Source organism: Pseudomonas sp. SWRI179 (assembly GCF_014268705.1).
In the GTDB taxonomy this organism is placed as follows: domain Bacteria; phylum Pseudomonadota; class Gammaproteobacteria; order Pseudomonadales; family Pseudomonadaceae; genus Aquipseudomonas; species Aquipseudomonas zanjanensis.
This window is the reverse complement of record NZ_JABWRA010000065.1, coordinates 16,421-28,761: the sequence shown is the minus strand read 5'-3', so window position 1 is coordinate 28,761 and position 12,341 is coordinate 16,421. Positions and strand designations below refer to the sequence as shown.

Genomic DNA, 12,341 nt, shown 5'->3' with positions numbered 1-12,341 from the left:
CGACGGCAAGGAATGGGGCCGCGAAAGTGAACTGGCCTACACCGTGCAGAGCGGTGTGCTGAAGAGCCTCAACGTGAAATGGCGTAACTCGACGATGCGCCGGGATTACAGCACCAATGAATTCGATGAGAACCGGTTGATCGTCAGCTATCCGATTAGCTTGCTGTAAAAGCCAAGCATGGAGGGAGGCTGTACCACCGCTTTCGCGAGCAGGCTCGCTCCCACAAGGGATCAGTGCCGAGTACAAAATCTGTGCTCACTGAGGATCCCGTGTGGGAGCAAAGCTTGCTCGCGATAGCGGTGGGTCAGTGGCATTTCTGGTGAGTGTGGCATTGCATCGCGAGCAAGCTTTGCTCCCACAGCATTGCCCCCCCACAGGGATTAGCGATGGACCTCAAGCCCGCGATTCGACACCCAGTTCGTCCCAGATGGATTCGGCCAGGTGGAAGGTGGCATTGGCCGCCGGAATGCCGCAGTAAATGGCGCTCTGCATGATCACTTCCTTGATCTCGCTACGGCTTACGCCATTGTTGGCGGCGGCGCGCAGGTGCAGCTTGAGTTCTTCGTTGCGGTTCATACCGATCAGCATGGCGATAGTGATCAGGCTGCGGGTATGGCGCGGCAGGCCCGGGCGGGTCCAGATGTCTCCCCAGGCGTGGCGGGTGATCATCTCCTGGAATTCGCTGTTGAACTCGGTCAGGGCATTGAGGCTGCGATCGACGTGGGCATCGCCCAGCACCGCGCGGCGTACTTGCATGCCTTCGTCGTAACGTTGTTTCTCGTCCACAGGAAACTCCTCAGGCGCGGCCAGAATCAAGCAGGAAATCCAGGACCCGCGCACTGAACGCAGCACCGGCCTGGACGTTGGACAGGTGCGCCGCATGGAACTCGGCGTACTCGGCGCCATTGACGCGCTCTTGGATAAAGTGCGCCCCCGACGGTGGCGTCACCGCATCTTCGGTGCCGGCGATCACCAGCAGCGGCACGCGAATCGACGACAACTGCTCGCGAAAATCGGCGTCACGTACCGCCGCGCAGTTGGCGGCATAACCCTGGGGCGAGGTCGCGGCCAGCATGTCAGTGATTTTTTTCGCCGTCGCAGGCTGGGCCTCGGCAAAGTCGGGGGTAAACCAGCGGGCAATCGACGCATCGCGCAACGCCACCATCGCATCCTTGCCGTCACGCAGCACGGTTTCGATGCGCGGGTTCCACATCGACGGGTCGCCGATCTTGGCCGCGGTGTTGCACACCACCAGTTTGTGCAGGCGTTCACTGGCATTGATGCCCAGCCATTGACCGATCAAGCCCCCCATGGACAAGCCGCAGAAATGCACCTTGTCGATGTTCAACTGATCAAGCATCGCCAGCACATCGTGGCCCAGCTGTTCAATGCTGTAGGGGCCTTCGGTCACCAGCGACTGGCCATGACCACGGGTGTCGAAACGCAGCACGCGAAAATGTTCGCTGAAGGCCGGGATCTGCTCGTCCCACATGTGCAGGTCGGTGCCCAGGGAGTTGGAGAGCACCAGCACCGGGGCGTCTTGCGGCCCGTCCAATCGGTAGTTCAGATCGCCCTCGGCGAGTTTGACGAATCCCACAACAATCTCCTTTCAGGCATTCAAGGCAAGGTGTTCGGCCACGGCTCGGGCGACCCAGGTCTGGGCCTGGCCGAGGTAGTGGGCCGGGTCGAGCAGATGGTCGAGCTCGGTCGCGGATAACTGCGCGTTGACCTGGGGTTCGTCTCCCAGCACAGCGCGCAGATGCCGCTGTTCGGCCACGGCGCGCTTGCAACATTGCTCCAGCAGATGATGGGCGGTGTCACGACCAACCCGCTGGGCCAGGACAATGCTCACCGCTTCGGCCAGCACCAACCCCTGGGTCAGTTCCAGGTTGCGGGCCATGCGCGCCGCGTCCACTTCCAGCCCTTCGGCCAGCAGTCGCGCCTGTTGCAAGGCGCCGGAGACCAGGCAGCAGATCTCCGGCAGGGTTTCCCATTCGGCGTGCCACAGGCCCAGGCTGCGCTCGTGCTCCTGAGGCATGGCGCTGAACAGCGTCGACAACAGGCCAGGCACTCGTGTCGCCGCGCCGATCAGCACCGCCGCGCCCACCGGGTTGCGCTTGTGCGGCATCGTCGACGAACCGCCCTTGCCCGGTGCAGAAGGTTCGAACGCTTCGCCGGCCTCGGTCTGCATCAATAGGCTGATATCGCGCCCCAATTTGCCCAGGCTGCCGGCGATCAACCCTAGCACCGCGCCGAACTCCACCAGGCGATCGCGCTGGGTGTGCCACGGTTGCTCAGGCAGGTTCAGTTGCAACTCGGCGGCCAGGGCTTCGGCGACCGGCAGCGCCTGTTCACCCAAGGCGGCGAGCGTTCCGGAGGCGCCGCCGAATTGCAGCACCAGCAAACGCGGCTTGAGTTCCCGCAGGCGTTGGCGACTGCGGGTGATCGCCCCCAGCCAACCGGCGATCTTCATGCCCAGGGTTACCGGGGTTGCGTGTTGCAACCAAGTACGCCCGGCCAGCGGTGTGGCGGCGTAGCGCTCGGCTTGTCGGGCCAGGGTGACGGCCAGTTGCGCCAGCTCTGCCTCGATCAAGTCCAACGCTCGGCGCAGTTGCAGCACCAATCCGCTGTCCATCACGTCCTGGCTGGTGGCGCCCAGGTGTACATAACGTTCAGCCTCGGCGCTCTGGGTGGCGATGTGTTTGCCGAGCGCCTTGACCAGCGGAATCGCCGAGTTGCCGGCACTGGCAATCGCTTCGCTCAACGCCGAAAAATCGTACAACTGGGCACGGCAGGCGCTCTCGATCGGCGCCACCGCGTCCTGGGGGATCAACCCCACTCGCGCTTGGGCCCGGGCCAATGCGGCCTCGACGTCCAGCATGGCCTGCACCCGCCCTGCATCGCAGAACACCTCGCGCATGTCGCGGGCGGTGAAGTAGGCATCGAACAGCTGATTGCCCGGTCGTTCGCTCATAAACAGTCCTTCGAAAAATGGATGCCTTTGTAGTCACTGCTTGCTGTGGCGAGGGGATTTATCCCCGCTGGGGCGCGAAGCGGCCCTTAATACCTGCCCTCGTCAGACGACTGATCGAGCCGACCGAGGGGCTGCTGCGCAGCCCAACGGGGATAAATCCCCTCGCCACAAGCTCCCTCGCCACAATGAATCTAACGGGCCTTAGGTTCACCACTCACAGGTCATGGTGCAAATATGCCGGCTGCTTGGGCAGGCGCAGGCTGAACAGGAACGCCACCACCATCATCACCGTGACATACCAATAAAAGGCGTTTTCCATGCCCTGGGCCTTCAGGCTCAAGGCGACGTATTCGGCCGATCCGCCAAAAATCGCATTGGCCATCGCGTAAGCCAACCCTACTCCCAGTGCCCGCACTTCAGGTGGAAACATTTCGGCTTTCACCAGGCCGCTGATGGAGGTATAGAAACTGACGATCGCCAGCGCCAACGTAATCAGGACAAACGCCAGGAACGGGCTGCTGATGCTTTTGAGCGTCAGCAGGATCGGCACCGTGCACAACGCTCCCAGGCCACCGAACCAGAGCATGGAGTTACGCCGTCCGATCTTGTCCGCCAGCATGCCGAACAGCGGTTGCATGCACATGTAGAGGAACAGCGCGCCGGTCATGATGTAGCTGGCTGTCTTGGCATGCAGGCCTGCGGTGTTCACCAGGTATTTCTGCATGTAGGTGGTGAAGGTGTAGAAAATCAGCGAACCACCGGCGGTGTAGCCGAGCACGGTGATGAACGCCGCCTTGTGGTCGCGAAACAGCGCGGCGATGCTGCCGGCGTCTTTGTTCTCGCGCATTTCCTTGCTGCTGGTTTCCTTCAACGAGCGACGCAGAAGCAGGGAAATCAACGCCGCCGCGGCGCCTACCACGAACGGAATCCGCCAGCCGTAGGCACGCAGTTCGTCCTCGTTGAGAAACTGTTGCAGGACCACCACCAGCGACACCGCCAGCAACTGCCCGCCAATCAGCGTCACGTACTGGAACGAGGCGAAGAAGCCGCGCTGGCCCTTGAGGGCCACTTCACTCATGTAGGTGGCGGTGGTGCCGTATTCGCCGCCCACCGACAGGCCTTGCAGCAAGCGCGCGAGCAACAGCAGCACTGGCGCCCAGACGCCGATGTCCTTGTAGGTGGGCAGGCAGGCGATGAGCAACGAGCCGAAGCACATCATCAGCACCGAGATCATCATCGAATTCTTGCGCCCGTGACGATCCGCCACTCGACCGAAAATCCAGCCGCCGATGGGGCGCATCAGGAACCCGGCGGCGAACACACCGGCCGTGTTGACCAGTTGCACCGTCGGGTTGTCCGAGGGGAAGAACGCCGGCGCGAAATATATCGCACAGAACGCATAGACGTAGAAGTCGAACCATTCGACCAGGTTGCCGGATGAAGCACCGACGATGGCGAAGATGCGCTTGCTGCGTTCTTCACCGGTGTAATGGCTGATTGGGATGGTCATGGGTTATTCACTCGTTGGGGCTGACGAAGTCTAGACACACTTCGTAACACTCCCGTTCCACAGTATTGCATTGCCTGGACTGACGCTATCGCGGGCAAGCCTTGCTCTCACAGGGATTGCATCATCTCTGTGGCGAGGGAGCTTGCTCCCGCTGGCTTGCGCAGCAAGCCCAAGCTGACGACCCGGTGTATCAGGCCGGTCGTGGTAGCCGGGTTTGCGACTGCTTCGCAGCCGAGCGGGAGCAAGCTCCCTCGCCACAAAATCGCCCATCACTCAATAATCGAAGAACACCGTCTCGGCATCCGTGCCCTGCAGGATCACGTTCCACTGGTACACGCCCGACGCATCGGGCTTGGCGACGAGGGTGCCGCGGCGCTCCTCGGGGACGCAGGCCAGCAGCGGGTCAGCTTCGTTGGCCTGTTCGCCGTCAAAGTAGACGCGTGTCAGCAAATGCTTGACCAGCCCACGTGCGAACACCAGCACGACCAGATGCGGCGCCTGGGTCGTACCGCCCAGCCCTGGCACCGTGCCCGGCTTGATGGTGGTGAAGCGGAAGCGCCCTTCGGCGTCCACCGGCACTCGACCGAAGCCTTCGAAGTGCGGGTCCAGGGGCTTGTCCTGGTCGTCTTCCGGGTGGGCGTATTTGCCGGCGGCGTTGGCCTGCCAGACTTCCAGCATCGCGTCGTTGACGAACTGGCCATTACCGTCGACCACCTGCCCCGTGATTGCCACACGTTGGCCAAGGGTTTGGGCAACGGTCAGGTCTTCGCGGTTCAGCCAGGTCAGGCCGATGTGGTAGTAAGGGCCAACGGTATGGGACGTGGTGGCGGTGAGCGTCATCTTATTTCTCCATCGGCGTGGCATCGCGGCCGCGCAAGACGATGTCCCAGCGGTAACCGAGGGCGTAGTGAGGGACGGTTTTTTCCAGGTCGAAACGGGCGATCAGGCGCTCCTTGGCGCGGGTGTCCGGCACGCAGTTGTATATCGGGTCGTATTCCAGCAAGGGATCGCCCGGGAAATACATCTGCGTCACCAGGCGCGTCAGGATGCTCGGCCCGAACAGTGAGAAATGGATATGCGCCGGGCGCCAGGCGTTGTGATGGTTGCCCCACGGATAGGCGCCGGGCTTGATGGTCTGGAACTGATACCAGCCGTCGGCATCGGTCACGGTGCGACCGGTGCCGGTGAAGTTCGGGTCCAGCGGCGCGTCATGGTCGTCACGGTCATGGTTATAGCGGCCGGCGGCGTTGGCCTGCCAGATTTCCACCAGGATGCCGGGCACCGGCTCGCCGTGCTCATCCAGCACCCGCCCGTGAATGATGATCCGCTCACCCAGTGGCTCGCCGGCATGCTGGGCGGTCAGGTCGTGGTCCTTTTCCTGCAGGCGGTCGGCGCCTACCGTTGGGCCGGTAATTTCCGACAGCGAATGGGGCAGGAACACCAACGGCTTGGACGGCGAGCGCAGGTTGGTGGACTGGTACGGCGGGTGCAGATACTCCGGCTGGGTGCCCGCTTGGGGGCGACGATAACCAGGCTTGTCAGTCATGAAGCATTCCTCGGTTTTCTTATTAGTAGAGCGACGCGTCAGACGCGTTCGATGGCCAATGCCAGACCCTGGCCGACGCCGACGCACATGGTCGCCAGGCCTTTCTTGCCGCCGGTTTTTTCCAAATGGTGCAGCGCCGTCATCACCAAGCGTGCCCCGCTCATGCCCAGTGGATGGCCGAGGGCGATAGCGCCGCCGTTCGGGTTGACCTGCGGCGCATCGTCCGCCAGCCCCAAGTCCCGCAGCACCGCCAGGCCCTGGCTGGCAAAGGCTTCATTGAGTTCGATCACATCGAAATCCGCGACCGCCAGGCCCAGGCGTTCAGTGAGCTTGCGCACCGCCGGCACCGGGCCAATGCCCATCACCCGTGGCGCGACGCCTGCGCTGGCCATGCCCAACACTTTGCCCCGAGGCGTCAGGCCGTGTTTTTTCACCGCTTCGGCCGACGCCAGGATCAAGGCGGCCGCGCCGTCGTTGACACCCGAAGCGTTGCCGGCAGTGACGGTCTTGTCAGGGCCATTGACCGGTTTGAGTTTGCCCAAGGTTTCCAGCGTGGTGTCGGCGCGCGGGTGCTCGTCCTGTTCGACCACGGTTTCGCCTTTTTTATGAGTGATGCGCACCGGCACGATTTCTTCGGCGAAAAACCCTGCCGCCTGGGCCGCCGCCGTTCGCTGTTGGCTGCGCAAGGCGAAAGCGTCCTGGTCGGCGCGGGACACGGCGTATTCATCGGCCACGTTATCGGCGGTCTGCGGCATCGCGTCCACGCCGTACTGGGCTTTCATCAATGGGTTGATGAAACGCCAGCCGATGGTGGTGTCTTCCAGCTTCATGTTGCGGGAAAACGCGGCGTCGGCCTTGCCCATCACGAACGGCGCCCGAGACATCGACTCCACGCCGCCAGCGATGGCCAGTTCCATCTCACCGCTGGCAATGGCGCGGAACGCGGTGCCGATGGCGTCCATGCCCGAGGCGCAAAGGCGATTGAGGGTCACGCCGGGAATACTCTGCGGCAGGCCCGCCAACAGCAGCGCCATGCGCGCCACGTTGCGGTTGTCTTCACCGGCCTGGTTGGCACAGCCGAGGAACACCTCATCCACCGCACTCCAGTCCACCGATGGATTGCGTTCCATCAGCGCCTTGATCGGCACAGCGGCCAGGTCATCGGCGCGCACGGCGGACAAACCGCCGCCAAACCGACCGATCGGGGTTCGAATCGCATCACAGATATACACGTCGCGCATCAAGCTTCTCCCGGTGCCTGGCCGTGGGCCGCCGCGGTGCGAGCTTCCAGGTCGCGCAGTGCGCGCAGCTCCACCTCGGTCGGCTCGGCGGTGGTTTGCACCTGGTCGGCGAAACGGATCGCCCACCCGGTGGCCGCAATGACTTGCTCGCGGGTCACGCCGGGGTGCAGCGCGGTGACCACGAATTCATGGCTGCCGGCTTCCGGTTCCATGATGCACAAGTCGGTGATGATGCCCACGGGCCCCGCCCCGGGCAGGCCAAGACGCTTGCGCGAATCACCGCCTTCGCCATGGCCCACCGAGGTGATGAAATCCAGCTTGTCGACAAACGAACGCGCCGACTGCTTGAGGATGATCAACACGCTTTTGGCGGAACCGGCGATTTCCGGCGCGCCACCGGCACCCGGCAAGCGGACTTTCGGCTGATGGTAGTCGCCCACCACCGTGGTGTTGATGTTGCCAAAACGGTCGACCTGGGCCGCGCCAAGGAAACCGACATCGATACGCCCGCCCTGCAACCAGTAGCGAAAAATCTCACCGGTCGGTACGACAGTGTCCGCGGTTTCCGCCAGCTCTCCGTCGCCGATGGACAGTGGCAGTACGCTGGGCTTGGCACCGATCGGACCCGATTCGTAGATCAGCACGACGTCCGGCGACGAGGTCAGCCGCGCCAGGTTGGCCGCTTTCGACGGCAGGCCGATGCCGACGAAGCACACGGCATTGTTCTTCAAGCGACGCGCCGCGGCGACGGTCATCATTTCGTTGGTGGAGTAGTTCATGGTTTCACCTGCGAAGCGGCTGCCAGCCGGGCCTGGAATTCACTGAAATCTCGAGTGCCGTGAATGTATTCGTTGATCCATGCGGTAAAGGTCTCACGGTCCCGGGCGATCGGGTCCCACGCCTGGTAGAAACGGTTGTCACGCTCGGTGTAGCCGTGGGCGTAGGACGGATGGGCACCGCCGGGGACATGGCACACGGCGCTCAACGCCCAGGTCGGCAGCACGCAGGCGTTCATCGGCGCGTTCAAGTCGTCGACGATTTCTTCCACGGTGACGATGCAACGCTTGGCGGCCAGGGCAGCTTCTTTCTGCACACCGAGGATGCCCCATAGCAACACGTTGCCCTTGCGGTCGGCTTTCTGGGCATGGATCACCGTGACGTCCGGGCGCACCGAAGGCACGGCGGCCAAGACTTCACCGGTGAAGGGACAGGTCACGCTCTTGATCAGCGGGTTGACCTTCGGCAGGTCAGAACCGGCGTAGGCCCGCAACACCGCGAACGGCAGGCCGGAAGCGCCGGCGACGTAGGCATTGGCCAGGTCGGCGTGGCTGTGTTCCTCGATCTCCAGTGGGTGTGGCCATTGTTTCTCCACGGCATCGCGCAAGCGGTGCAACGACCCGACGCCAGGGTTGCCGCCCCAGGAGAAAATCAACTTGCGAGCACAACCGGCGCCGATCAACTGGTCATAGATCAGGTCAGGCGTCATGCGCACCAGGGTCAGATCTTTCTTGCCCTGACGAATGATTTCATGACCCGCCGCCGTAGGAATCAGGTGAGTGAAGCCTTCGAGCGCGACGGTATCGCCGTCATTGACGAATTGCTTCACCGCGTCGTGCAGCGAAAGGATTTCAGCCATGGGGCAGGCTCCCGTTATCCAGTAGACCGACATGAAGAAAAAGGCGCGAGGTTAAGCGCCGGAGTGACTGAAGATTAAGCTTCGGGATGACGGCAAAACAATCCGATAATCGACTGAGTGTTCGTTTATCGAACAGATTGTTGTTTGGCTATCGATTTATCCAAGCACACAGCCCCCTGTGGGAGCGGGCTTGCTCGCGAATGCGGTGTCTCAGGCTGCATTACTTTGTCTGACCCACTGCATTCGCGAGCAAGCCCGCTCCCACAGGTGTTCCACTGGGGTTAGGTCGTGGGCTCAGGTCGCATCCGCATGACTGACCATGCCCTTGATCACCACCGCCGTGGTCGCCAGGGCCGCAGGAATAACCAGCGCCGTCAGGACCTGTTCGAAGTTCCAGCCCAGCCCCAGCAGTGTGGCGCCCATCCAGGCGCCGAGGATCGCGCCGAAACGACCGATACCCAGCATCCACGAGACCCCGGTGGCCCGGCCCTGGGTCGGGTAGAAACGCGCCGCCAGGGAAGGCATCGCCGATTGCGCACCGTTGACGCACATGCCGGCCACCAGCACCAGGGTGGCGAGCAAGGTGATGTTGCCCAGGCTCTGCCCCACCGCGTAGGCAAACACCCCGGCCATCAGATAGAAAAGGCCGATGACCTTATGCGGATTGAACCGGTCCATCGCCCAACCGACAAACACAGCGCTCAACACGCCGCCGAATTGAAACAACGCGCCGATAAACGCGGCCTGCTCCATGCTCGCGCCACTGTCGCGCATCAAGGTCGGCAGCCAACTGGTCAACAGGTAGACAATCACCAGGCCCATGAAATAGGTCAGCCACAGCAGCAAGGTGCCGGCGCTGTAGGTACCGGAGAAAATCACCGCCAGCACGTTGCGGGCTTTGACGGTTTTCTGTTCCGGTACGCTGAAGCTCGCCGCTTGGGCAACCGTGTGCGGCTCGATCGGCGCCAGGGTCTTGCGCACTTTGTCGGTGCCGCGGTTGCGCACCACCAGGTAACGCGCCGACTCCGGCAGCCAGAACAGCAACACGACCGCCAGGATCAACGGCAGCACCCCGCCGATCAGCAGCAGGCTGTGCCAACCGAAGGCCGGGATCAACTTGGCGGAGATGAATCCGCCGCCCGCCATGCCCAGGTTGAAGCCACAGAACATGCTGGTCACCAACAGTGATTTCTTGCGTTCCGGGGTGTACTCCGAGAGCAAAGTGGTAGCGTTCGGCATTCCGGCGCCCAAACCCAGGCCGGTCAGGAACCGCAACACCAGCAATTGATCGACGTTAGTGCTGTAGGCCGAGGCCAGGCTGAACGCGCCGAACAGCACGACCGCGCCCACCAGTACGACTTTTCGCCCGAAGCGGTCAGCCAACGGCCCTGAACCCAGTGCGCCGAACACCATGCCAATCAGCGCGGCACTCATTACCGGGCCGAGGCTGGCGCGATCGATGCCCCAATCCTGGGACAGCGCCGGGGCGATGAAGCCCATCGCGGCCGTATCGAGGCCGTCGAGGAACACAATCAGGAAACACAGAATCACCACCCGCCACTGATAACGCGATATGGGCTGGGTATTGATGAAGGACTGCACATCGAGGCAATTGCCTACGGAGGTCTGGGGCTGGTTCATTTTATTTTTATTCCAAGCGAAAAACGCAGGCGGACGAACGGAGACCCGGCGACACACGCCGGATGACGCTGCGCGACATTAATGAGGCTGGGCAAACACCGTCAATTCATCGCCGCCGACTGTGTGCGTTTATCGAACAGCTTAAGTGAACAGCTGCGCGCTCAGGTCGCGACTGGCCCCCAGCAGGCCAGGCAGGAAGCGTTGCTCCAACTCATTGCGGCTGACCCGTCCGGCATGGGTACTGACGTTGAGCGCGGCCACTACTTGACCGGAAGCGTCGTACACCGGTACGGCAATCGAACGCAGACCCTGTTCCAGTTCCTGGTCGACGATGCACCAGCCCTGCTGCCGCACCTGTTGCAGGCACTCGAGCAAAGCCTCAGGTGTGTGCAAGGTGCGGCTGGTCTTGGCCTGCAGGTCGGCGTGGTCGAGGTAGTCGCGCAACGACGCATCATCCAGGGCCGCCAGGAGAATCCTGCCCATGGAGGTGCAATAGGCTGGCAGGCGCCCGCCCACCGACAGGTCCACCGAAATCAGGCGCTGGGTGGTCGCGGAGCGGGCGATATAGAGAATGTCGTCGCCTTCGAGCGTGGCCATGTTGCAGGCTTCGTGCAGTTGCTCGCTCATGCGGTCCAGGTACGGCTGGGCAGAAACGGCCAGGGGTGTGGAAGACAGATAGGCGTGACCGAGGGTCAACACTTTGGGTAGCAGCGAATAGGTGCGCCCGTCCGTGGTGGCGTAGCCCAGCTTGATCAAGGTATGCAGGCAACGCCTGACAGCGGCGCGGGGAATTTCCGTGCGATGGCTGATCTGGGCGATGGTCAGGTGCCGCTTGCGCTCCTGGAAGGCCTGGACCACGGCCAAGCCACGGGCCAGGGACGTCATGAAGTCGGGATCACCGGTCAGGGCCTGGATCCGCTTGGCCGGCGAGGCGACGATCGGTGGCGCGACAGAAGTGAAGGCATTGCGCAATTGGTCGTTCATGTCTGATCCTTCCCCGGGAATGACGGCTATTCAAGCGGCTGCCCGATGGGCAAGCAAGGGCCGCCGGCCGAGAGCGTTCGATTATCGAACCGCCGACCGATAATCGCAATCGGGTCCGCTATCGAATGGCTCCCGCTGCGAACACGTTTGAGTTAAGTTGCAGCAAACAATGACTCGAGTTTGGCGTGAAGGCGTGGGGTAAATTGAACTTGTCGGCGTAAACGGCATCTGGATAGCGGTACTCGCCGACCTTTTTCACGCGGTGATACAAGTTGCACATACAAACATGAGTTCACACAACAACAGCACCTTTTAATTTTCCCGATAGTGTTATTCGGCTGGGCCGCTATAATGCAAAACAGTGACGGTACGGCCAATCAACCGTTCTCGTACGCTGGCGCCGTGGTCATTAGCCTGGTGCCCGGAGCGCCTTTATGGTCGCTTCCCCTGTTTGGCAACAACGCGAAGCCCTGATGCTACGTCAGCTGTCAGCTCTGGTGCCGTGGCCGTCTGCATGTCCACATGCAGTGCGTATCACCAGATTCAACTTCAATTAATTTAGGTAAAACTGTGACGAAAGACGAACTGCGCGCGGAACTTGAGCGCCAGGAACAACGTTACAAGGAAGTTTACGGCGGGGAAGTCACCACCTACGCCGCGCAACCTGAACCGGAACGCAAACCCTGGCGTAAGCGCGCCACCGTTCAGGACCAGGCCTTCACCCAAGAACTCCAGAAAATGGAAAAGGAACTTAAAGCCGAAGAGCAGTGACGCTCAGCACCCAAGGTTCCTGTGAAGAGGTTTCCGG

General features: G+C 62.1%; 13 protein-coding genes. 2 read left to right on the top strand and 11 right to left on the bottom strand.

All coding sequences use genetic code 11. The features are described from left to right. The coding region (locus HU767_RS25680) for an OprD family outer membrane porin (RefSeq protein WP_186730800.1) at window positions 1–169 on the top strand (169 nt) is incomplete at its 5' end. Between the two features lie 225 nt (window positions 170–394). Here HU767_RS25680 and pcaC read toward each other — a convergent pair. The 11 genes from pcaC to pcaR form a co-directional block, all read right to left on the bottom strand. Next, a complete protein-coding gene (gene pcaC, locus HU767_RS25675; protein ID WP_186704489.1) occupies window positions 395–787 on the bottom strand; it encodes a 4-carboxymuconolactone decarboxylase in 393 nt (130 codons plus the stop codon). Window positions 788–797: 10 nt separating this feature from the next. After that, entirely contained in the window at window positions 798–1,598 is an 801-nt protein-coding gene (gene pcaD / locus HU767_RS25670) for a 3-oxoadipate enol-lactonase (RefSeq protein ID WP_186704488.1), read from the bottom strand. A 12-nt stretch (window positions 1,599–1,610) separates the two neighbouring features. Beyond that, the gene (locus HU767_RS25665; RefSeq protein WP_186730799.1) at window positions 1,611–2,975 is read right to left on the bottom strand and encodes a 3-carboxy-cis,cis-muconate cycloisomerase; all 1,365 of its coding nucleotides are present in this window, start codon (window positions 2,973–2,975) and stop codon (window positions 1,611–1,613) included. 214 nt (window positions 2,976–3,189) lie between these two features. Beyond that, on the bottom strand, window positions 3,190–4,485 hold the full coding sequence (locus HU767_RS25660) for an MFS family transporter (protein WP_186730798.1): 1,296 nt from the start codon (window positions 4,483–4,485) through the stop codon (window positions 3,190–3,192). A gap of 273 nt (window positions 4,486–4,758) precedes the next feature. Continuing rightward, window positions 4,759–5,325 carry a protocatechuate 3,4-dioxygenase subunit alpha gene (gene pcaG, locus HU767_RS25655; RefSeq protein WP_186730797.1) on the bottom strand — a complete coding sequence of 189 codons (567 nt, stop codon included), beginning with the start codon at window positions 5,323–5,325 and terminating at the stop codon, window positions 4,759–4,761. Between the two features lies 1 nt (window position 5,326). Then, window positions 5,327–6,031 carry a protocatechuate 3,4-dioxygenase subunit beta gene (pcaH, locus tag HU767_RS25650; RefSeq protein ID WP_186704484.1) on the bottom strand — a complete coding sequence of 235 codons (705 nt, stop codon included), beginning with the start codon at window positions 6,029–6,031 and terminating at the stop codon, window positions 5,327–5,329. Window positions 6,032–6,069: 38 nt separating this feature from the next. Continuing rightward, window positions 6,070–7,275: a 3-oxoadipyl-CoA thiolase gene (pcaF, locus tag HU767_RS25645; RefSeq protein WP_186730796.1), complete on the bottom strand. Its 1,206-nt coding sequence runs from the start codon at window positions 7,273–7,275 to the stop codon at window positions 6,070–6,072. Further along, window positions 7,272–8,051 carry a CoA-transferase subunit beta gene (locus HU767_RS25640; protein ID WP_181290317.1) on the bottom strand — a complete coding sequence of 260 codons (780 nt, stop codon included), beginning with the start codon at window positions 8,049–8,051 and terminating at the stop codon, window positions 7,272–7,274. The genes pcaF and HU767_RS25640 overlap by 4 nt, the downstream gene beginning before the upstream one ends. Further along, window positions 8,048–8,908 carry a CoA transferase subunit A gene (locus HU767_RS25635; RefSeq protein WP_186730795.1) on the bottom strand — a complete coding sequence of 287 codons (861 nt, stop codon included), beginning with the start codon at window positions 8,906–8,908 and terminating at the stop codon, window positions 8,048–8,050. The genes HU767_RS25640 and HU767_RS25635 overlap by 4 nt, the downstream gene beginning before the upstream one ends. A 294-nt stretch (window positions 8,909–9,202) precedes the next feature. Beyond that, window positions 9,203–10,549 (bottom strand): MFS transporter, encoded by a 1,347-nt coding sequence (locus tag HU767_RS25630; RefSeq protein WP_186704481.1) that lies wholly within the window; start codon window positions 10,547–10,549, stop codon window positions 9,203–9,205. Window positions 10,550–10,690: 141 nt separating this feature from the next. Further along, entirely contained in the window at window positions 10,691–11,533 is an 843-nt protein-coding gene (gene pcaR / locus HU767_RS25625) for a pca regulon transcriptional regulator PcaR (RefSeq protein WP_003184507.1), read from the bottom strand. A gap of 570 nt (window positions 11,534–12,103) precedes the next feature. On the opposite strand from pcaR, the gene HU767_RS25620 reads away from it, so the two are divergent. Further along, window positions 12,104–12,304 carry a hypothetical protein gene (locus tag HU767_RS25620; protein WP_003184509.1) on the top strand — a complete coding sequence of 67 codons (201 nt, stop codon included), beginning with the start codon at window positions 12,104–12,106 and terminating at the stop codon, window positions 12,302–12,304. Window positions 12,305–12,341: the final 37 nt, after the last annotated feature.